Genomic DNA, 22,296 nt, shown 5'->3' with positions numbered 1-22,296 from the left:
CACCAATTCATTCATAATATTTGAGATATATAATATATCCTTTCACCTGCAAGTGCAATAAACAAGCTGAGCTTATCTGCAGTTGCATAGAACATCTCCTTGATATCATCGCATTAAATATGCCTGATTTCCAGGAATTATGGGAAGTTTTGTCGAACCCCTTGTAAAATTATATATGAATATATTTAATATGTGTTGGATAGAGATGTGTGGATTGGCTTTTGGCCACAAGAGGAGGGTTGGTACTACAAAGGCACATGCTCTAATTTCTGACTATTACAAGGAGTGAATTCGCCATGGCTCGTAGATTCACGATGCTCTGTTTAGCTTTCATATGCGCTTTTTCATTAACCGCCGGTGCAGCTTCAGCTTCGGAAACGGATGTACAGGTACAGACAGCTAAAACTGATGGGTCCAAACACCGTGAACTGCCAAGTTTCAAAAAGCCGAAACATTTGGATGCAGCCGACATCTATGATGCGCCAGGTGATATCAAATTGTTGCTGGGAACATTACAGGGAATCGTTAACAGAGAGCAACCCCGAATCTATCTGATTGAGTCCCAGGAAGAAGGAAAACTGACCTGGCTTAAGGACATCAAGGTACCTTACACGCTTCATCAGGATTATTGGGAAGTGTTCTCCGCTTATCGCAGCGAAGTCAAAGGCATGATTGTATATGATCCCAACGTACCTGATACGATCAACGTAGCAACCACGCTTGCAGGACTGAAGAATGCTGTGGTTGCCAGTCCCGAGTTAGCAGCCAAATTGTCCAAAGCTCCTTACAAATTGAAGATTATGGATGACCTGCGGGGTAAATTCAATAATCGGATAGATGCCTATACCTGGCAATATGAGAATCTGTGGAAGAAAACGAATCACCAGATGTTAATTGGACTCGATCCGGATACAGCGATTCGCATCCCATCCGGCATGCCTGAATCCTTCGTTACGATTGCGGAGGAGAAACAACAGATTCGAGATGCAAGCAACCGTGATACGTATTCCCTGGATCTTTCTTCACTCTTGGGAAAATCTTCGGTATATCTCCGATTTGATGACGCTTTTACTCAGGATGGCTGGGGGCCGGCTGTACATGAGGTTACGGTCAAGGCGGATGGAAAAGAGATCGCTAACTTCATCGCAGGAACACCGGAAGAAGAACAATTCCTGTATGATAGACAGAATTCCAAGGTTGCCGAAGGAGAAGGCGGCCATCGTTTTGCAGATAATGGCAATTATTTTGTGTATGAATTCACTCCTCCCGCAGGTACTCAGAACCTGACGGTTGAAGTGGACATGTGGAACCAGTATAAAGTATCCGCAGGCAATATCCGCCCTCTCTCCGCTGAGCAACGGGAGCCTTATGCATATTTAAGGGATTATGCAGTCGCTAATAAAGCGATGGTATTCTGGCTGGATTCCAATGTACCTGAGCAAAAAGCACTCTTCGAGAAGATCATGTCTGAAGTAAAACCCGGAACTCCCTACCTTGGCTGGTTCAGCAATGATGTCGAAGGTGAGTTCAGCTCCGTTGAGATTGCATCTCGATATGGTGTCTATGTTCTCGCAGCCGATTGGTTCAGCAACCTGACTGTTTTCTCGGGAACAAAACCGAATCTCACCCCGGTGAAAAAATCTCCGCGACCTGCGCTGGAGAACAAAATCTATGTAACGTATACCTTTACGGAAGGCGATAATTTCCAGTATAACCAGCATCGCATGCGTGTGATGTGGGATGATCCGGCCAGAGGAAAGGTTCCGATTAACTGGACCTCAAGCCCGCTTCTCTACGAAGGCGCACCAGCAATATTGAATTATTATGTGAACACTGCAACCCCGAATGACCTGCTGATCGCAGGACCGTCCGGTGCAGGATACTTCTATCCAGAGCCATGGCCCGACTCAAGCTTCCGGCAATTTTTGCAGCAGACCGAAAAATATATGAAAAAGACCGGCATGACCATCCCTTATGTGTTGAACCGTGTAGACAGCGAGAATGTACCTCTCTCGCCATTTAAAGCCAAGGCTTATGCACAGGATTATCATGCGCCCGGCTTATTCATCAGCTATGAAGACAACTATGGTGTGGAAATCGTTGACGATAGCCTGCCTGTGTCCACGATTCGTGGAATAAGTACGGTGCAGGACGGATTACAAGTGCTGAATGAAGCGAAAGCGAATTGGGATGGTAAGTCCCCATTGTTCGTTTCCCTTGGATTGCTTGCATGGAGCACGACTCCATCCGATGCACTGGCGATCACCGAAGAACTTGGAACAGAATTTAAGGTTGTCCGTGCTGATGACTACTTCTCCTTAATCCGAGAAAGCTACCACTTACCCCCTAGCAAGTAATAACCATACTTACAATGAATCTGCAAACGCATAAAAAGCATCGTACCCTGAGGAATCGGGTACGATGCTTTTTTCTGATGAGACCTCTCACCGCTGTTTACCGTTTAACAGTGACACCGGAACAGAACAGCACCGCATGATCTTTCTCTTGGAAAGACTCATACGGCGCTGACCTCCGATAATTACTTTTCTAATTAGCCTATCTTCCACTCAAATGCCTACTTTTTCACTGGTTTTTACGGTTTTTCCGGTTTATCTGGCTTACCCACTTTGCCTGCTTCCAGCTTAGCCGCTCCTTCCAGCAGAAATACGCCGCTGAGCTGAGCGGTAAGATCGAGTGGGTTCTGGGGTGCTTTGCCCCAAGCTTGACCGAATAAGCCAGTATCCCGGCTACCTTTCAGCAAGGCATCGGCGTTACGGTAAACCGCCTTTTTCAGACTTTTGTTATGTCCAATTTCATATAACTCAACCATGTAGCGGATCAGGATGCCTTTAAACAACGCACCGTCGCCGTCGCCATCCTCTTTAAATATGCCCGTCTTCTCATCCGTTAAGGTCTTCAAAGAACCTGCTGCCGTTTTCTCGGCATCTTTCAAATACGTCTTCTTCCCTGTTATCCGGTAGAGTTCAACACCCGCTCCGATAAACGTGCCTTGATTGTATGTGAAGATCCATGCTTCATTCACATCCAGTGTGCCATCCTCCTTCAGCACCAAACCATCCGCTACCAGGCCCGTTTGCGGATTTACCAGATATTGTTTCTCCCATTCATATATTTTTTTGGCCCATTCCAGATCCCGTACATCGCCAAAATGTTCATACAGCCTTGCGGCCAAGATGGCGGCAGGCCCACTGGAGCACGCATTGCGGTTATATCGCTGATCCTTTTTCCAAGCCATGCCGCCAAGCTCATCATCCCACCAGGCGGTCTTAATGTCATCCCACAGCTCCATTACGTATCCCTTCATCTCTTCACTGCCTGTTGCATCATACAGACGAAGCCCGGCGAGCGCGAGCCATTCCATATCATCGTAGAATTCATTGTGAAGTGAACCGTTGCGTGCAATGATACTGCGAACGAGTTCTTCCGCACGTTCAGTGTACGCTTTGTCTCCTGTACGTTCGAATCCGTCCACCAATGCATCGACTGCATGAGCCTTCCACCAGTAATTCAAGGCCTTTTCACCTTCTGGTGTTGACGGATAAGCATTATTCATCATTTTGGATGCATCATTCCAGTAGTACTCATGCAGCTTCTCTTGCGACCACTGCGCCTGATCGGCATAGCGATTCTTGCCACCGCTTGTTGCCCCCATGGTGGTGACCAGAATAATGCTGATTACCAGCGTGAGGCTCACCATTTTCCTTTTGCTCATCAGATCCCTTCCCTTCTCCAGTCGACGTTTAACTAACAGTTCACTCGTAAAGCAGTGTCAATCCCTTGCTCCAGCTCTGTTCGCGCCTTTCCCTGACGATGTTCCTTCACCCCCTCCCACGTTTCTCAGGCAGAACGGCTAATGATGCTGATAACCAGAACTATTCTTTTACAGCTCCGAGTACGATTCCGTGGATTAGATAACGTTGCAGAAAAGGATAAATCAGCAGAATGGGAATCATGGATACCAGAATTTTGGCAGAATTTAACGTTGTATTGGAGATTTTATTGAACTGCTGCAACTGTTCGACTGAAAGATTCTGCATCTGGTCCCGTGTGAGGCTGAGCTGCTGCAGATAGGTCTGGAGCGGGATTTTGGAGCTGTCGTTAATCAGAATGATCCCGTCAAAGAAATTGTTCCAGTGCCCGACAATGACAAACAGCATGATTGTTGCCAGACTCGGCATGGAAATGGGGATGAAGATTTTGAGCAGAATTTTAAGCGGACTGGCACCGTCAATGAATGCGGCCTCTTCCAGTTCCTTTGGAATTCCTTTGAAGAAGTTCATAAGGAGAATTACATTAAAGACAGGAACTGCCCCCGGCAAAACTAGCGCCCAAATGCTGTTGATTAACCCCAACTTGCTGATAACCATATACCAGGGTACGATTCCGCCGCTGAACAGCATTGTAAACACAATAATCCACATATATGTGTTTCTCGATCTGAATTGTGTGATGCTTCGTGACAACGGATAGGCCATGAGGATGGTCAAAAACATATTGATTGCTCCTCCAAGCACCACCCGCTCGACCGAGATGAAAAAAGCCTTCCAAAACTTCGTATCATTCAGAATCTGGCCATACGATGAGAAATTCAGCTCCACCGGAAAAAAATAGACCCGACCTGCATTAACAGCCGTACTGCTGCTGACAGACACCATAATGGTATTGACAATCGGCGCCAAAGACATGAACGTAATCAGAATTAACGCAAACATAATCAACAGGCGGGATAGCCTGGAGCCGAGCGATTTGGATTGAATCATGCTAACCCTCCTAGAAAATTCTGTACCCCGCATACCTCGAAGCCAATCTGTAGGAAATCACAATCAGCACAAAGCTGATCACCGATTTCATCAGTCCGATCGCTGTTGCAAATGAATATTGCATGTTGATCAGACCCATACGGTACACAAAAGTATCGATAATATCGCCCGTTTCATATACCAACGGATTATACAGGTTAAACACCTGATCAAAACCCGCATTCAGTACATTACCAAGACTCAGCGTACCCAGCAGGATAATCGTCGGGAACATACCCGGAAGCGTGATATTCAGCGTCTGTTTCCAGCGACTTGCGCCGTCCATTGCGGCTGATTCGTACAATGCAGGATTAATTGCCGTTAATGCAGCCAGATAGACTATCGTCCCATAGCCAAATTCCTTCCACGTATCCGTCACAATGAGCAGCGGCCTGAACCAGCCATTACTTGCCAAGAACATAATTCGCTCCAGTCCGAGAAACTCAAGGAAGTTGTTCACCATACCATCGAAGGAAAAGATCATGGTCAGCATCGTGCCCAGAACCACCCAGGACATAAAATGCGGCAAATAGACGATGGTTTGAATTGTACTCTTGAATACTTTCAGTCGCACCTCGTTTAACAGCAGAGCGAAAATGATGGGTACAATCAATCCTAGAGCAATCTTTCCAACTGCGATGACCAATGTGTTAATGAAAATCTGCTTCGCGTCAGGCAGTTGAAACATATACGTGAAATTGGATAGCCCTGCCCATTTGGACCCGAATATTCCTTTGGCAGGAATGAACTTTTGGAATGCCATCACAACCCCGAACATCGGTACAATTGAGAAAATGAACAGCATGATCATGCCAGGCAGCAGCATAAAATGATAGGTCATTTCATCAAACGTTTTACGTTTCTTTTTCCTCCCGTAACGCATTTCCCGCTCTTGATTAACGGTTGTTTCCATTTGGGCCATTGTCCTTTCCACCTCCATCATGTGCCTAATTGGACAGGCTTTATCGGCGAAAGCCCGTGCGAAAGTCCACAATCAGGCTTCCGCACCTAAGCTCACGCAGTTGTCATCTGTTGCTCATCTCGTTAACTTCCTCTGTAATCTCATCGCCACCCGTACGTTTCCAAGTGTCGACAAATTTATCGAATTCATCTACAGGCGCTTCCCCCATAATGATCTTGAGCATGGTTTCCTCTTCTAGCTTCTGCAGATTCGCCCACTTCAGCTTCATCGTCTCAGTTGTCCCATAAAAGCCTGCGGGGATCACTTCCAGGTTTGGATTGTTCGCCTCACGCTGCCCTTCGATCCGGGAGAGGTATTCACCGTAGGTGTTTGCATCAATCGCATTTCCTTTCTCTTTGAATTCCTGATAGGCCTTGAAAGAAACCACTCGATCTTCCTGAACAGCAGAAGCATCACCGGCTTCATCTGCTTTGATCAGATCGTCGTAATAACGCTTGAGTACATCATCATAATCGACTTGCATCGGAATCTGGGTAGGATCATTGTTCCAGCGGCTTGCATCGGTCAGCAACTCGTCAGGATGCTCTTTCTTGTAATTGATTGCGTCTTCCGTTAAGGAGTACAGAAAATCCGTTGTTAAATTGACTGATTTCATGATGGCTTCAGGATGCGCAAAGTCCTTCTTCACAACGACAATGCCGCCGCCCACCGGATCTTGCCGGATCGTCTTGAACTTGCCATTCTCATCTACTGGTGCAGATACGGCAACCCAGACTGCTTTAGGATCTTGCTTAATGGAATCCTTGTAGTTGGTGTAGCCGATCCACCATGGATTAAATACCATTCCTGCCTGTCCGTTGATAACTAGGGCTTCCTTCTCCTCGTTCGACCGGACAGCAAACTGTTTATCAATCAAACCTTCTTTATACATGGCGCTCAGTTCTGTCAGTGCTTGCTTTACTTCAGGCTGAACAGATCCATACTCAACCTGACCGTCTTTCTGTATCCAGTTCATGGGAAAGGCACCATGCGCGGCAAAGATTGGCGTAAAATTCATCGCATTCGAATCCATGACCATGCCTACGGTCTTACCTGTTCCCGAGACATCCTTCTCTACAAACGTTCTGGCGAGATTCCATACATCCTCGACGGATTCAGGCAGCTTCGCGCCTACTTTATCCACCCAATCCTTACGGACCCACAGCAATTGATGCTGATTGCCGATATTCGTCATGGGCAGACCCATGATTTTGCCGTCCACCTTTACCTGATTCAGCAGTAAATCTCCGTAAGAACCATAAATATTTTTAACACCTTCGGAAGCTGTCTTCTCATAAATCTCTGTCATGTCGGCGATGAGATCGTTATCCACCAGTTGATTAAATATTTCACGGCTGACAAGCATGACATCCGGCAGGTCGCCTGTCGTCATCGAGAGTGACAGTTTCTGATCCATATCATCTGTTTCCCAAGCGACCTTGGCCTTGACGTTCACCCGGTCTTCTACATAGCGTGTAGCCAGATTGTTTTCAATGGTATCACCAGAAGGCAGGTTGTTCACATGATTGGTATTTCGGCCAATCGTAAATTCCACGGGTGTCTCATATTTACCATAAGGTTCATAGTCCTGCTCTGAAATTTGCGGTTGTGCGCTCTCGTTAGTGCCTCCGGTACAGCCACTGATCACAGCCATCATCATGCTACCGATCAGCAGCGTAGCCATCTTGCTGCGCTTCTTCATCCTGTCATCCCCTTTATCTGATTTGCTTTTGATAACCAAATTGTATGCGTTTTCACAAATGGCGTATATGCCACATTTTTCGGATATGTAACACTTTTTTTATGACCTCCAATTTACTTTATTTCTGGGTATTAAAAGTTTATAACAGGAATAAATAAGCGGTTGCCGCAGCAACCGCCTCAATACTACCGCTATGTTTTTAATAGAATTACACGCACTCAAGGGGCAGGAAGGACAATTGACACTTCCGTTCCGCTGCCTGGCTCACTATGGATAACAAGCCCGTAATCCCGACCATAATACAGCTTAATTCGGTCATTAACGTTCCGAACACCACATCCACCGTTCTCTCCTGTTAACAAGCCAGCTGTCTGCATCGGCGTCATGCCAACACCGTTATCACGAACGGTTAATTTAATCCCCTCTTCCACCCGGCTAACCGCAATGTGAATGTGACAATCGGACGCATCTGGCTCCACAAAACCATGCTTGATAGCGTTCTCCACAATAGGCTGCAAAATAAAATGAATCACCTCGATATGTAATACCTCGTCATTGATATGATAATCCACATCAAATCGGCCATCGTTCATGATGAGCTGCAAATCCAAATATGCCTTAATATGCTGAACCTCATCCTTGAGGGTGGCCATATTCTTCCCCTGGTTAAGTGTTGTCCTATAGAAACGGGCTAATGCAGATACCATATAACTCGTTTCTATATCCGCCCTTTTCTCGGCCCTCCAGCGTATAAACGAAAGTGTGTTGTACAGGAAGTGAGGGTTGATCTGACTAATCAACTTATTATATTCACTCTCCTTCTTGGCGATCTCGGCATGATACACCTGGGAGATCAGGCTGTTGATCCTTGTCAGCATTTTCCCGATACCGTTAGTCAGCTCACCAAATTCATCCCTGGATGAACTTCGGATAATCACATCCAGATTGTTCCGTTCTACCTTGTCCACCTTGTTCTTGATATGGATAATTCTTTGCGTAAAGTTATTAGAAATGACATAAATGAGCAGGAAGGTAATAATCAGACTGAGAATGATGACAAACAGCGTAATTTGAAAAATACTCATTGCATTGGCGTACGCATTGGTATTCAGCAGATTATAGTGAATGGTCCATCCGTTGTTGGCGAGTGAGCGGCTAAGACTTAGATCGCCAGATTCCCCAACTTTCGAACCTGCGGCCACAGCAGCACGCTCGTGGTTTTCCTGAAAAATCAGACGCTGCTTCGCATCCTCAATATAAACGGCTACATGTTCCGACAGATTGTCCAGGTCTGCAAAGATGCTATCATGCTGAATGGAGATCACCATGAAATTGCTGTCTTTCGGATTGCTGATCAATTCCTGAACGAGATAAAGCTTCTCCCCATCCACAATCCAGCGTCTGCCTCGAAATCCGTCATACCAGGACTTGCTCTTGAGATCCCCGATTGGCAAAATATTATTGCGGATTCCCAATAACTCCCCGGACGTATAAAAGGTAATGTCTTCAATATCATCATCCATCAGCCGGATGTTCGAGATCAACGGCTCCAGGATATCCCGGAAATCCAGGTACATATGATAATAATTTTCTTCGTAGTCTTTCGTAAATATTTGCGATAAGTCCCGATTAAGCACCATGAACTCACTTAACGTGTTATACCGATTAATCTTATAATCCATAATGTTAGACACCTGCTCCAGACTCGCTTCTGCTTCGCTCCGCAACTCCTTCATTTGAATTCGGTAAGACTGAATGAAGGAGAGCAACCCCAGCAGAAGAATCGGAATGAGTGCAATCACCAAATGCGACAGCAGCAGCTTGTTTCGGAACTTGATATCATTGAATTTGCTCTTGATCCATCCGATCATGAAGCACCCCGCACTCTCTGAACTGTAACGGACTGACACCGAACCTATTTCTGAACAGCTTGGCAAAATAAGAATGATTGTCGATACCAACTGCCTCTGCAATATCATTGATTTTCATATTCGAATGAGCCAGCAGATGGCTTGCACGCCGCAAACGATAATCGGTCAAATATTTCGAGAAGTTTTCTCCGGTCTCTTTTTTAAACAAAATGCTCAAATACCCTGGCGATAAATAAACATCATGGGCTGCCTCGGACAATGAAATATCTCTCTGGTGGTTATCCTTTACATAATCCTTCACCTGTCGAATAACCTTCGATTCCACTGATTCCGGTTCGGGACCTCCGCCAAAAGGACGGATTTGCGTAATATCTTCTATCACCTGTAGAAACTCTTCTCTGACCAGTGGCTTGAGCAAATAATTAACTACCCCCAGCCGAATCGCACTGCGGGCATATTCAAATTCATCATAACCGCTGCAGATGACAATTTTTATGTTCTGCTGCGTTTTCCTGGCTTGTTTGCTAAGCTCCAGTCCGTCCATAAGCGGCATTTTGACGTCGGTGATGAGGATATCAATCGCGTTCTGAACCAGAATCCGCTCTGCGCTCATCCCGTTCTCAGCTTCCAATACTTGAAAGGGAAAGCCGTAGTGAGAGATCAAATCCTTAATGCCTTCTCTTTGAGCGCACTCATCGTCAACAACAAGAACATTAAACATCATGACATCTCCTTTGCAGGTGAAATTGAAGGAAACGATAAGTTGGAACATCTTTTTTTCCATGGTATGCCAGTCATACCGTAGTATATCATAGATTTTTGAAAAGGCTTTCAAAATGGTGTTCCGCCACTTTTGCAATAGGCATACTTATATAAACAACAAAAAAAGCCGCCAAGAAGGCGACTAGTTCCGTACACATGTTATCCTTTAACCGCACCCAAGGCAACACTGCCTATAATTTGTCTGGAGAATATCGCAAACACAATGATAATAGGCAAGATCGAGATCGCAACCCCCAGATACAACAGTCCGTAATCCATGCCATAATATCCTTGCACCAGCGCAACGAGTACCGGAAGCGGATATTTATCCAGGGAGAAAAACAGCACCAGCGGCGTAAGGAAATTATTCCACGAACCGATAAAGGTAAATATGCCAAGGGCTGAGATGGCCGGACCCAGTATGGGCAAAACAATCTGATTGAACGTACGGAACTCCCCTGCGCTATCTACACGTGCAGATTCAATAATCTCGTCCGGAATGCTGCTCTCCATAAATTGTTTGATAAAAAATACATTAAATGCATTCGCCGCTGCCGGCAAAATGATCGCTGCATAGCTGTCCAGCAAACCTAACGTACTAAACAGACGATACATCCCGATCAGTGCGAGCTGCCCAGGTACCATCATGGTGGCAAGCAGGAACAGAAATAGCCAGTTGCGACCTTTGAATTTGAATTTGGCGAAGCCATATGCCGTCAGGGAACCGATATACAAGGATAGCACCGTAGAAGTTCCGGCAATGAAAAAACTGTTGGCAAACCCGCGCCAGATATTGATTTTGGAAGCCATGTTCGTATAATTATCCAACAGGAAGGGTCCAGGCAGAAACGTAAATGTCGATGCAATCGTTGCATTGTTATGTGTGGAATAGATGAGCATGAGATAAAATGGGATGATACAGATTACGGCAAGACTAATCAGACACAAATATATGATGACTTTGCCCAGGGTCAGACGCCTTACAGTATCGTATTGCTGTAGAGTGACTTTTTGTTGTTCGACTGGTTTGACGGTTTGCATTACATTTCCCCCTCCCTATGCACGGCTCTTGCGCTTCGTCATCATGAAGGATACGACCGATAGCAGGATAATGATGATGAACAGACAGAATGCAATCGCCGCCCCATAACCAAAACGTGTACTTTGGAATGCCACATTATATAGATACATAATACTTGTCATGGCTGCACGGTCCGGACCACCCGATCCATTCGTCAGTGTAAACGGCTGATCGAAAATCTGAATGCCCCCAATAATGGATGTGATCATCTGAAACAGAATGATTGGGCGCAACATTGGAACGATGATATGAATGAAAATATGTTTCTTTTTCGCCCCATCCATTTGAGCGGCTTCCTGCAGAGCGGGATCAATACCCTGAAGCCCTGCCAGATAGATGACCATGGAGTAACCAAAGTATTGAAAGAACAGGATGGATGAAACGATCAGTCGCATAAACCAGGGATTATTTTTCCAGTTAATTGGATTATCGATGAGTCCAACCTGAACCAGAAAATGATTCAAACCGCCGGATTGCCAATCAAAGATCAGACTCACAAGCAGACCCAATGATGCAGCGGTCACGATGTTGGGAAAGAAATAAACCGCTCTGAAAATGTCTCTTCCCTTAAGTAGCTTGTCGTTGAGGATAAAGGCGAGTACAAGCGAAACGGTTAGTTGTGGAACTACAGAGACACCCCAGATAAAAAGGGTATTAAATAACGTCTTGTAGAACAAAGGATCTTGCAGAACAGCAATATAGTTACCCATTCCGACGAAGTCCGGCGTAGTAATCCCATCAAAGTTGGTGAAGCTGATATAGAGAGAATACAGAATGGGGTATAGCCCAAAAATGGCGAAAAGAATGAAAAACGGAGCAATGAAATAGTATCCGTAATGGTCTTTGCGGATGGACTTGGCAAACATGTTTTGTACCCCCAGTCATCGGATGATTAAAAGTCATTTGCTTACTTCTAAGCTAATCCACTTCCAGCTCCGGAAATCTCAATTTGACATCACGTTTGATCCGTTTTACGGCTTCTTCTTTGGTCTGAATGTCGTTATTGAGATACAACTGGAGTACATTTTTGAAGATATCATTGTTAATGATTGAGTCATATTTGGTTCGTTCATATACAGGGACCTGCTTGGCCGCTTCCGAGAAAAACTCAAAATGCTTCTGCCCGCCCAAATACGCTGAGGTTGCAGATCCAGCAAGCTGATCATTCACGACCATATTGCTTGTAAAATAGTCCTGTTCCTTCGCAAGCCCAGACAGAAAATCATGATTAAAGTTATAAAACTCAATAAACTTCCAGGCTAGATCCTTTTTTTCACTTTTGCTATACATTGCAATATAAGTTCCTCCGGCACTAAAAGCGGATGGCCCCGGTGCGAGACCCCACAATCCTTCGGTATCCGGAGCATTTGCCTTAAATGTATATTGCAACGCCCATGTTGCTCCCGGATAGAACATCACCTGGCCTTTTTGCATTGAAGCCGCATATCCGGCGCTACCATCATCCAACTCTGCAAGCACATGCCGCTGACGGGCTTCACGAACAAGGTCAAGCACCTTCATATAGGTGGGATCGATGACTAACTTCCCCTCCTTAACCCATGGGATACCATCATACGAATTGGATATTGCATTCCAGTTGGCAAGGGCATGAACTTTACTTCCACTTTGCTGCTCTACCCTCTCTCCAATCTCGAATATCTTCTCCCATGTATCCATTTGCGGCGCTACCTTCTCCGGATCGTCCGTACCCAAATATTCTTTGGCCAGATCTCTCCGATAATAAATGCCTCCAGGCGTTCCCTGATAACCGATTGCTCTAACATTTCCTTCGCTATCCTTCTCATTAGCTTGCACAAAGGCATATTGCTCTGGAATTAGTTCATTTGCGTTATACGGTGCCTCCGATAAATTTTCCAGATAAGGCACATCAATCAGCTCTCTTATATTGGCATTCTCGATCATAAACACATCCGGAGCCTTGGACGTTGTCTGTAGTGCAGACTTAAGCTTGGTGATGTAGAAATTGCCTGGAATATTGACAAAGTTCACCTTAATATCAGGGTATTTCTCCTCGAATTTCTCAATCGCATAACCTGCTTCATCCGTAAAGCTCCAGACGGTGATCTCCTCCTGCTTGGACTGGTTGGCTCCACTTGGCTGGCAGCCGGACACCATTATCACTGCGCTTACGAGTGCAATCATGGAGATATATTTAAGCTTAAACTTCTTCATGGGCCCCCTCCTTCAAAAAGGAAACGCTTACAATTTATTAGAGTATATGGATTTTGAAGAAGGCTTTCTCCCCAAATATTGTGAATCATCCATCATATGTTGTGATGTTCGTACGATGCTTCTTCCGAAATTCGGACGGAGTACAGTCATTATATTTTTTGAAAAGACGGTTGTATGAGTTCACATTGTTGAACCCATGACCAATGGCAATATCCAGAATGGATTCTTCGCGAAACAATAACGCCCATTCCGATTTGATGATTCGAAAATGATTCAGATATTCCATCAATGTGATTCCTTTGATTTCTTTAAACAGTTTGCATACGTGAAACTTGCTGAATTTAATGTGCTCCGCGACCTGATCGAGTTTAATAGGTTCAGCATAGTGCTCTTCCAGGTATTCACAGACCGATTCGAGAAATTCGAATTTTTTGGAAGGAGTACAGGGCCAACCTGAAGTTAATTTATCTGTAATCGGTGCCTTTGTGCGCAGCATATGAACAATAAGATCATATAATCTGGCAACCATTAACCAGCGATACCCCACCTGTTGATCCTTCTCTTCATTGGCTAAGGCGTCTATATATTTCCCGAGGTTTTTCTCATGACAAAGGCTGCACGGGATGACCGTCGTTTTATTGAAAAGCTCACCCAGGTCCTGGGTTTCTCTTTCGGTTGTAAAGCTTCCTGCTAATAATTCCAGTCGAAACAGGATAATGGTTAAATGATCTGTACCTGGCAAGAAACAGTGAATGTCTCCCGGTTTAATAAGCAGCACGTCTCCATGTTCAAGGTCAAATACATGGTTATTCACGCCAATTCTCGCGCTTTTGCCATTGACTACAACCAATTCAACCTCTTCATGCCAGTGTGCGGCAAAATTAAACTGTTCCTCGGTATGAATCACCCGGATTGGAAAACCTTCTGTCATATGACCTGTTTCAAGAAAAGTAGGTACCCCCATCGAATCACCCTTTCCTCATTTTCCAGTTCAACAATGATCTAGTTATCATTATTATGCATCAAGTATAGCTGTCCCTTCTAATCGAGCTAAAAAAAACGGATAAAAAAACAAAAAAAGCCCCCCAACATTTGTTAAGGAGCCCTAAAATTGATTTACTTTCTTTACAACCAGATGCACAAATGACCGCAAAAGTGGTGGTGTCAGGTTCAACTTTTACCACTTTTCTTGATCCATTCATAGATGCTTTGCAAATTGGACTTGAAATACGTAGTAAAGAACCAGTCCTGATAGGCTGATGGTACAGTAATTTCGTCCAAGCTTTGGTTACTTTGAGCAGCGTCGGTCACGATCTCCAATAGATTCGCTATGTAGGCTTTGACTTCATGCAATGCAGCCAATGAGCATACTTCTCCATGCCCCGGTACGATGATTTCTATATCCAGCTGTTCAACTTTGTTCAAAATATCCAGCCATTGCTGAGGATTGGCATACATAAGAACCGGATGATGTTTAGATAACACCAGATCCCCCATTATTGCAATTCTGTCTTTCGGAATAAAGACCAGGGCATCACTCTGGGTATGACCTCCACCAAAAGTAATAAGTTCAACACTGCGCTTACTGCCATGAATCGTCATGTGCTGATCAAACGTTAAGTTCGGTAATGTATATACCAGATCGGGGAGCATCTTCATATATTCACGATCACTGGCATTATCCCATTGCATTTCCTGTCTTAACTTTTCGTTTGTCTCTCGTTGTATTTGTTCATCGAGTTCGTCTATAGCATCATATATTGCTTCCGGTTTTGCCAGCTGCTGCGTTATCCTGTTCCTTACAAAGGTATCCATAATCTCACGAGTAATTGTTGTCGAAATAATCTGAGCCGCAGGGACAAACACTTGATTGCCGCAAGTATGGTCACTATGCCAATGCGTGTTGATTACATAGGAAACCTTTCTTCCGGTAAGGTACTCAGCCGCCGCCTGCAAATCCTCTGCAGCCTGTATTGTCGTGAATGTATCCACAACTAACGTTGTATCTCCTAAATCAACGATTGCGGCATTCCCCAATGAACCTGTACCGGGAACTGCAATCGCAGCAAAGACACCCTCAGTCACCTCATTTAATTGAAAATGCCTTGATCCTGCGAAAGCCATCAGTCCTCGCATTATGGAATACCTCTCCTTTCTAATTTCAAATATGAAAAAAAGAGTTGATGCGGACATTCTCATTTTGCTTCGAAAGACATCTTCATGAGTCTTTCTTCCACTTGATTTCGAATATCCTGATCCAAGATTCCAATTCCGAAAATCTCGGAAAACCATAACCCATCTGTTGCTAATTTGATAATAGCAGCATTCACAGGATCAATGCCATCATTTAACATTTCTTCTTGGAGAACGTTATTTTTTTTATTGTACGCTGCAAGTAATTCGGGCTTTGAAAATAACACGGCCAAAAGTGCCGTACTCAAAGCTGCAGTTGTTTTGGAGTCATGGAAGGTTGTTTCAATATATGCCCTGCTCCATTTCCCGGCTTCGTTTATACTTTCGCTCGATTTTTGCTGTAGTTCCGAGAAAAACGAATCTCCGAATTCCTCGATCATAGCTGTAACGATGGCTTCTTTATTCGGGAAATGATGAAGCAATCCGCCCTTGCTTACTCCCGCATGTTTGGCTACAGCTTCCAACGTTAATTTTTCCATGCCCAAATGTTCAACAATATAGGATGCGGATGCCAAAAGCTCATGACGTCTTGAATTACTTCTCAAAAGATAACCTCCTTTAAATACGTTTATTTATGACTGACTTGCGTTTGATGATTGAACGAGACTTTTCGATAAGTTTAATAGTACTACACCCCCGATAACCAAAATAAGTCCGATTCCCGAAAGCATGTTGAAAGGATCGTTCCATAAAATGACGCCTAGTAAGGCGGTTATTGCTGTCCCTACACCTGCCCATATGGCGTAAGCCGTGCTCAAAGGAATGGTTTTCAAACACATTGTCAAAAAATAAAATGATAATGCCATGCCAACAACAAGTCCAATTGAAGGTAGCAAATTCGTGAATCCATCCGACAATTTTAACATGGTTGTACCGAAAACCTCAGCAATAATGGCAATGGCCAGTGCGAAATAACCTTTCATTATTCATCCCTCCATTCTTGCTCAGCTATGAGCCAATTTCATAATGACAACCCCAGCAATGATTAAAATTAATGCTGAGATTTTTCTGAGGTTCACGCTCTCTTTATAAAACACGATACCAACGAGTGCTGTAAGAGCAGTTCCCACACCCGACCACGTTGCATATGCGGTACCAAGCGGAATGGTTTTTAACGCCAGAGAAAGACAAAAGAACGCTGTACCCATTCCCAAAACCAATCCTACTATCGGAAGTTTCTTTTGGAATCCATTTGATAATTTCATCATGGAACTACCAAAAACTTCAGATACAATCGCCAATCCCAATAAAAAATATGCAACCATGCTCTCATTCCACCTCCCACATAAATAACAATATTCAATCTCCAGTTAACTATACCGTCCGGACGGTTTTTTGTACAGTTTTATACTATTTTGATGTTTGCCATTACAAATAGCCTTCATGCCACACCGATATAGCCATAGGCTATAGCTAGATATAACTTAATGGAATTACATTATAACTCCAGATATGTGATAACTTTTTGGTAACATATTGTAGAGGAGTTTTACGTCATGGCAAAAAGCAGCGTATTGGGATATCCACGAATTGGTGCGGATCGGGAATGGAAAAAAGCCTTGGAAGCATTCTGGTCAGGCAAGCTCGAAGAAACAGAGTTTCAAGCAAGATTGCAGGAGATTCGGTTAAATCATCTGCGCAAGCAGCAAGAAAAAGGTATTGATCTTATTCCTGTCAATGATTTCAGTTACTATGATCACATTCTGGATACTGCCGTTATGTTCGGAATTCTTCCAAAACGGTTTGCATATGACGGTGGCGCTGTACCTTTGTCCGTCTATTACGGAATTGCCCGGGGAACGAAAGATGCAGCAGCAAGTGAAATGACAAAATGGTTTAACACGAACTATCACTATATCGTACCTGAACTGGACGACGCTTCCCCTGCTCTTACGGAAAATAAACCCCTTATTGCTTATCGTGAAGCCAAAGAAAAGCTTGGCATTGAAGGCAAACCGGTTCTTGTCGGTCCATTGACCTTCCTGAAACTGTCCAAAGGATACGATAAATCCGAAACGAATGCTTGGCTGGACCGCTTGCTTCCGCTCTATGTACAAGTGCTTCAAGAGCTTGCAAATGAAGGAGTTCAGTGGGTACAGATTGACGAGCCAATCCTCGTTACCAAAACAAGTGACGCTGACCTAGAGCTGCTGAGTAAAATTTATGAGACGTTTGCATCTGCTGTACCGGGTCTGAACATTATGCTGCAAACCTACTTTGAATCCGTAGAGAACTATAGCAGCATTGTTGCCCTGCCGGTTCAAGGTATCGGACTTGATTTTGTACACGGAGCCACAGGTAACATTCAGTCCATTCAAACGTCCGGTTTCCCAGCGGATAAAGTTTTGGGTGCTGGGGTTATTGACGGCCGCGGGATCTGGAAAGCCTCTTTGCCAGGAAAACTGAAGCTGTTGGATGAACTGGCTGAACTCGTAACACCTGAACGTTTAATCGTGCAATCCTCATGCAGCTTGCTTCATGTTCCGGTAACGACAGCACGTGAAACTAAACTCACATCCGAACTGAAAAATGCTCTGGCCTTTGCAGATGAAAAGTTGGACGAGATCGTTCTTCTGACAAAAGCATTGTCTTCAAGAAACGCTGAAATCATCGCTGAAATTGAAAATTCTGATCGTACGATCCAGGCTCTCCAGCAATCCGAAGAGCGCAATCGTGTTGCTGTTCAAGAAGCCGTGGCAACACTCAGCGTTCAACAGCCGGAACGTTCCCGTCCGTTTGCCGAGCGTCATATCGCGCAGCAGGACAAATGGAAATTGCCACTTTTCCCGACAACGACTATCGGCAGCTTCCCACAATCCGCAGAAGTGCGTAAAGCACGTCAATTGTGGCGCAAGGGTGAGTTGAACAATGAGCAGTATGCTGCTTTCATCCGGGATCAAATTGATATCTGGATCAAAATTCAGGAAGAGATTGAGATTGATGTTCTCGTGCATGGTGAGTTTGAGCGTACCGACATGGTAGAGTTCTTTGGCGAAAAACTTGCAGGGTTTGCCTTCACACAATTTGGATGGGTACAATCATACGGTTCCCGTTGCGTAAAACCACCAATTATTTTCGGAGACGTTGCATTTACCGGAGAAATGACCGTTGAAGAAACCAAATACGCACAGTCCCAAACAAAACGTCCTGTAAAAGGAATGCTCACCGGACCGATCACCATCATGAACTGGTCATTTGTACGTGAAGACATCCCGCGCGAGCACATCGCATATCAATTGGCGTATGCACTGAGACAAGAAGTCGAAGCACTGGAGCAAGCAGGTATTGGCATGATCCAGGTCGATGAGCCAGCGGTTCGCGAAGGACTGCCGTTGAAGGAAAACGAGCAAGCCGATTATCTGGCTTGGGCTGTCAAAGCTTTCCGTATCTCCACTTGCACGGTTCAAGACACGACTCAAATTCATACACATATGTGCTATTGCGAATTCCATGACATGATCGATTCCATCGAAGCGATGGATGCCGATGTTATTTCGATCGAGACATCCCGTAGTCACGGTGAACTGATTCACAGCTTTGAGTTGAACACGTATAAACTGGGCATCGGACTTGGCGTATACGATATCCATAGCCCACGTGTTCCAAGTGTGGATGAAATGACGAACATGATCGAACGCGCCTTGCGTGTATTGGATCCTAAACTGTTCTGGATTAATCCGGATTGCGGTCTCAAAACTCGTGGACTCGAAGAAACCGTTGCTTCCTTGCGCAACATGGTTGATGCAACTAAGATTGCTCGTGAAAAGCACGTTGCAACAACGGTTTAAGTTGAATAGATAAATAACTCAAGTATTCGTTTATAAAAGGCGGACATTCCTAGGCTATGGAATGTCCGCCTTTTAATATCATCTTTTTGCTGTCTGTTCAGCAAAATAATGATCCACTGCGTATTTAAATGAATTAATAAAAACGGAAACTGCCTTTTTACTCACTTCTGCATTGGGTTGAATGATATCAAAACCATGATAGCAGCCTTTGTAGATTTCGAAATCAACAGGTACACCTGCTTTTCTTAAGTTTTCTACATACTGAATCGTTTCATCACGAAATGGTTCCAAATCACCAACAAAAGTGACAGTCGGAGGAAGATTACTGTAATCGGTAGCTCGGGCAGCAGCCGCATAAGAAGGTACATCCTTGCCTGCCAATTCGCCAAGATACAATGTCCAAGCCCATTGATTATAATCAGAGTTCCAAATAGGGGCATTATTGTCCTTAGCGGATTCAGTAATCATTCTGTCATCGATCATGGGATACAGTGGCATTTGATATGCAATGTTCACTTCTCCCTTATCTCTGGCATACAGAGTAAGTGCGGCGGTAAGTCCTCCTCCAGCGCTTTCTCCACCTACCATGAGTTGATCTTCTCTAATTCCAAGTTCTTTCACATGGCTTTTCATCCATAAAAGGGTATCGTAACAATCATTTAACGCTGCTGGATAGGGAGCATCAATCGATAATTGATAATCTGGCGCAACGACTACACAATGACTTGCATTAATTAATTTCTTGTAGGTTGCCCCGAATTGCTCCGGGTTTCCCATCGCATATCCCCCTCCATGTATCCAAAGTACACCTGGCGCATTTCCTTTGGGATGTAGAGGTTTATAAATTCGAACACGGATCTTGGAACCGTCACTTGTACGTGGTATCCACTCTTCACTGCACTGTAAACCGTCGATGTCTTTCCCCGCTGTCGCATCCGATCTTTTTTTGATTTTCCTCATCGAGTTAAGCCACTTTTCTTCATGGGAAGATTTCATTAATAAATCAATCAGTTTGCCTTTCACTCTTAATTGTTTATCAATCATTTTAGTTGTAACTCTCATCATGTTCCCTTCCTTTCGGGAGTATTCTAAAATCCGCTTCGCAAGTAGTTGAACATGTCATACAAATATTGATCCAATGTCATCTCCCCAGGAGAATCCGTGGTTCCTTGCCCTGGCAGCAGCACGTTGATACTTCCATCAAATATTGCGAGAACAGCACCGTATACAGCCCCCGAAAGAAGATGGGAATATCCTTGGGGATACCGTCCCTGGGATAAATCAGTTAATGTTTCCTGAGCCGTAGCTTGCAAACGAGAAAGCACGCTGAGAAGATAGGGTTCAAGCGTCGGATATTGTGTGGAAAGCGATACGAGTTGACGCATTTTAGAAACATACTCTGTGGTTAGAGATCTCTTTATCAACACATATAGAGCATCCAACGGCAGTATGTTTTCTTGTATGATTTCATTTAATGGCTCGTCTTCGTAATGATCTGTTGTAAGTATTGCCGCCATGGCTATCGCTTCTTCTTTACAGGAAAAATGATTAGCGAACGTTTTTCTGGAGTATCCGGCCCTTTGAACGAGATCATCGATAATGAATCCATCCAATCCCCGCTCAACCGCAAGTTCAAACGCTGCGCTGGCCAGCGCTTTGGTAGTTGCTTCTCTTTTGATATCACGCAAGCTTGGTTTATTCATCCCTAAATGACGCCTGCCTTTCTCTTACGATAGATTAAATCTTCATTCCTTCACAATAATATTATTACCCATTGTGCATTATTACACAATGGGTAATTAAAATTTTTCTTTTCAGTTTATATTCCATTCAACCACTCTCAATTCTCATCAATGGCGAGATCTATGAGCTGGTTAAGAATATTTGCATAAGTCATGCCGCCAGCTTGGAGCATGTTAGGATAGCGGGAATTCGATGTGAAGCCAGGTATCGTGTTGACTTCATTGAACACAATTCTTCCATCAGTGTTCAGGAACATATCTACGCGTGCTAACCCTCTACACCCAAGCGTTTTATAAATAGTCAGAGCACTCTCTTTAACCTTCATTGCAGTGTGCTCATCAATGCGGGCTGGCAAGTGAATCTTCGAACTGATCAAGGAGTACTTTTCCGAGAAGTCAAAAAAGTGCCCCTGTAGCTCAATCTCATCAATCATGCCGATTATGGGATCAGAATTGCCCAATACAGCACAACCCACCTCAAAACCGTTAACATTTTGCTCAATGACTACTTTGCTGTCGTGTATGAAGGCGTGTTCTATTCCGGTAATCAACTCTTGCATGTTATTCACCTTCGATATGCCTAATGACGATCCTGATCTAGCCGGCTTAACAAAGAGTGGGAAACCCAGTGCTTCTATTGCTGGTAGCACTTCTTCCATGCGTTCACTCCTATGTATTGTAAGGGAACGAGGCGTATCTATTCCTGCTGCCTGCACCAGTTTATGAGCCAGTTCCTTGTCCATACATAACGCGGAGGATAACATGCCACATCCAACAAACGGTATACCCGCCAGTTCCAATAATCCTTGCAAGGTCCCATCCTCACCGTATTTGCCATGAAGCACTGGAAACACAACATCAATCGGTGTTACATGATATTCCGTATGAACAAGCTCAATGAGTCCTCTGACTTCTCTACTCGGCGAGAAAAAGGATGGGATACAACTCGGATGCAAATGCCATCGATCATTGCGAATATCCTCAACCGTTCCACTATATCTGAGCCAAGCACCTTGCTGTGTAATTCCAATTAACACAAGATTGTATTTTTCCGTATCCAAATTTTCAATCACTGAAGCGGCCGAGCTCAAAGAAACGTTATACTCACCTGAACATCCGCCAAACAAGACCGCAATCGACTTTTTCTGCATCGCAATAGCCTCCTATAATGTGATATGTCTAA

General features: G+C 44.4%; 19 protein-coding genes. 2 read left to right on the top strand and 17 right to left on the bottom strand.

Features of this window, described 5'->3' with window-relative positions; all coding sequences use genetic code 11:
* The first annotated feature begins 296 nt into the window (after nucleotides 1–296).
* Complete coding sequence (locus tag RS891_RS14975) at nucleotides 297–2,357, top strand: GxGYxYP domain-containing protein (protein WP_315795864.1); 2,061 nt, start codon at nucleotides 297–299, stop codon at nucleotides 2,355–2,357.
* A 236-nt stretch (nucleotides 2,358–2,593) separates the two neighbouring features.
* Here RS891_RS14975 and RS891_RS14970 read toward each other — a convergent pair whose 3' ends face one another.
* The 14 genes from RS891_RS14970 to RS891_RS14905 all read right to left on the bottom strand — a co-directional run bounded on the left by RS891_RS14970 (nucleotide 2,594) and on the right by RS891_RS14905 (nucleotide 16,848).
* A complete protein-coding gene (locus RS891_RS14970) occupies nucleotides 2,594–3,733 on the bottom strand; it encodes a glycoside hydrolase family 76 protein (protein WP_315795862.1) in 1,140 nt (379 codons plus the stop codon).
* Between the two features lie 160 nt (nucleotides 3,734–3,893).
* Nucleotides 3,894–4,781: a carbohydrate ABC transporter permease gene (locus RS891_RS14965; protein ID WP_315795860.1), complete on the bottom strand. Its 888-nt coding sequence runs from the start codon at nucleotides 4,779–4,781 to the stop codon at nucleotides 3,894–3,896.
* Between the two features lie 10 nt (nucleotides 4,782–4,791).
* A complete protein-coding gene (locus tag RS891_RS14960) occupies nucleotides 4,792–5,703 on the bottom strand; it encodes an ABC transporter permease (protein WP_315796332.1) in 912 nt (303 codons plus the stop codon).
* Nucleotides 5,704–5,845: 142 nt separating this feature from the next.
* Nucleotides 5,846–7,483 carry an extracellular solute-binding protein gene (locus RS891_RS14955; protein WP_315795858.1) on the bottom strand — a complete coding sequence of 546 codons (1,638 nt, stop codon included), beginning with the start codon at nucleotides 7,481–7,483 and terminating at the stop codon, nucleotides 5,846–5,848.
* 218 nt (nucleotides 7,484–7,701) lie between these two features.
* Complete coding sequence (locus RS891_RS14950; protein ID WP_315795856.1) at nucleotides 7,702–9,354, bottom strand: sensor histidine kinase; 1,653 nt, start codon at nucleotides 9,352–9,354, stop codon at nucleotides 7,702–7,704.
* Nucleotides 9,323–10,078, bottom strand: a complete 756-nt coding sequence (locus RS891_RS14945; RefSeq protein WP_315795854.1) for a response regulator transcription factor — start codon at nucleotides 10,076–10,078, stop codon at nucleotides 9,323–9,325. Before RS891_RS14945 ends, RS891_RS14950 begins: the two co-directional genes overlap by 32 nt.
* A 197-nt stretch (nucleotides 10,079–10,275) precedes the next feature.
* Nucleotides 10,276–11,157 carry a carbohydrate ABC transporter permease gene (locus tag RS891_RS14940; protein ID WP_113054830.1) on the bottom strand — a complete coding sequence of 294 codons (882 nt, stop codon included), beginning with the start codon at nucleotides 11,155–11,157 and terminating at the stop codon, nucleotides 10,276–10,278.
* A 15-nt stretch (nucleotides 11,158–11,172) separates the two neighbouring features.
* Nucleotides 11,173–12,063: a carbohydrate ABC transporter permease gene (locus RS891_RS14935; RefSeq protein WP_315795852.1), complete on the bottom strand. Its 891-nt coding sequence runs from the start codon at nucleotides 12,061–12,063 to the stop codon at nucleotides 11,173–11,175.
* 52 nt (nucleotides 12,064–12,115) lie between these two features.
* Nucleotides 12,116–13,390, bottom strand: a complete 1,275-nt coding sequence (locus RS891_RS14930; RefSeq protein ID WP_315795850.1) for an ABC transporter substrate-binding protein — start codon at nucleotides 13,388–13,390, stop codon at nucleotides 12,116–12,118.
* Between the two features lie 85 nt (nucleotides 13,391–13,475).
* The gene (locus RS891_RS14925) at nucleotides 13,476–14,354 is read right to left on the bottom strand and encodes a helix-turn-helix transcriptional regulator (RefSeq protein ID WP_113054832.1); all 879 of its coding nucleotides are present in this window, start codon (nucleotides 14,352–14,354) and stop codon (nucleotides 13,476–13,478) included.
* Nucleotides 14,355–14,560: 206 nt separating this feature from the next.
* Complete coding sequence (locus RS891_RS14920) at nucleotides 14,561–15,526, bottom strand: MBL fold metallo-hydrolase (RefSeq protein WP_315795848.1); 966 nt, start codon at nucleotides 15,524–15,526, stop codon at nucleotides 14,561–14,563.
* 59 nt (nucleotides 15,527–15,585) lie between these two features.
* Nucleotides 15,586–16,128: a TetR/AcrR family transcriptional regulator gene (locus RS891_RS14915; RefSeq protein ID WP_113054834.1), complete on the bottom strand. Its 543-nt coding sequence runs from the start codon at nucleotides 16,126–16,128 to the stop codon at nucleotides 15,586–15,588.
* 27 nt (nucleotides 16,129–16,155) lie between these two features.
* The gene (locus RS891_RS14910) at nucleotides 16,156–16,506 is read right to left on the bottom strand and encodes a DMT family transporter (protein WP_315795846.1); all 351 of its coding nucleotides are present in this window, start codon (nucleotides 16,504–16,506) and stop codon (nucleotides 16,156–16,158) included.
* A gap of 21 nt (nucleotides 16,507–16,527) precedes the next feature.
* On the bottom strand, nucleotides 16,528–16,848 hold the full coding sequence (locus RS891_RS14905; RefSeq protein ID WP_315795845.1) for a DMT family transporter: 321 nt from the start codon (nucleotides 16,846–16,848) through the stop codon (nucleotides 16,528–16,530).
* Between the two features lie 231 nt (nucleotides 16,849–17,079).
* Here RS891_RS14905 and metE point away from each other — a divergent pair, with 231 nt between their 5' ends.
* Complete coding sequence (metE, locus tag RS891_RS14900; protein ID WP_315795843.1) at nucleotides 17,080–19,371, top strand: 5-methyltetrahydropteroyltriglutamate--homocysteine S-methyltransferase; 2,292 nt, start codon at nucleotides 17,080–17,082, stop codon at nucleotides 19,369–19,371.
* A gap of 78 nt (nucleotides 19,372–19,449) precedes the next feature.
* On the opposite strand, the gene RS891_RS14895 is transcribed toward metE, so the two are convergent.
* The 3 genes from RS891_RS14895 to vanG form a co-directional block, all read right to left on the bottom strand.
* Complete coding sequence (locus RS891_RS14895; RefSeq protein WP_315795841.1) at nucleotides 19,450–20,436, bottom strand: alpha/beta hydrolase; 987 nt, start codon at nucleotides 20,434–20,436, stop codon at nucleotides 19,450–19,452.
* A 23-nt stretch (nucleotides 20,437–20,459) separates the two neighbouring features.
* Nucleotides 20,460–21,074: a TetR/AcrR family transcriptional regulator gene (locus RS891_RS14890; RefSeq protein ID WP_315795839.1), complete on the bottom strand. Its 615-nt coding sequence runs from the start codon at nucleotides 21,072–21,074 to the stop codon at nucleotides 20,460–20,462.
* A 137-nt stretch (nucleotides 21,075–21,211) separates the two neighbouring features.
* Nucleotides 21,212–22,264, bottom strand: a complete 1,053-nt coding sequence (gene vanG / locus RS891_RS14885; protein ID WP_315795837.1) for a D-alanine--D-serine ligase VanG — start codon at nucleotides 22,262–22,264, stop codon at nucleotides 21,212–21,214.
* Nucleotides 22,265–22,296: the final 32 nt, after the last annotated feature.

Origin of the sequence: Paenibacillus sp. BIC5C1 (assembly GCF_032399705.1) — a bacterium.
Classification (GTDB): domain Bacteria; phylum Bacillota; class Bacilli; order Paenibacillales; family Paenibacillaceae; genus Paenibacillus; species Paenibacillus taichungensis_A.
Note: the sequence above shows the minus strand (reverse complement) of the source record. Positions and strands in the feature narration are given on the sequence as shown.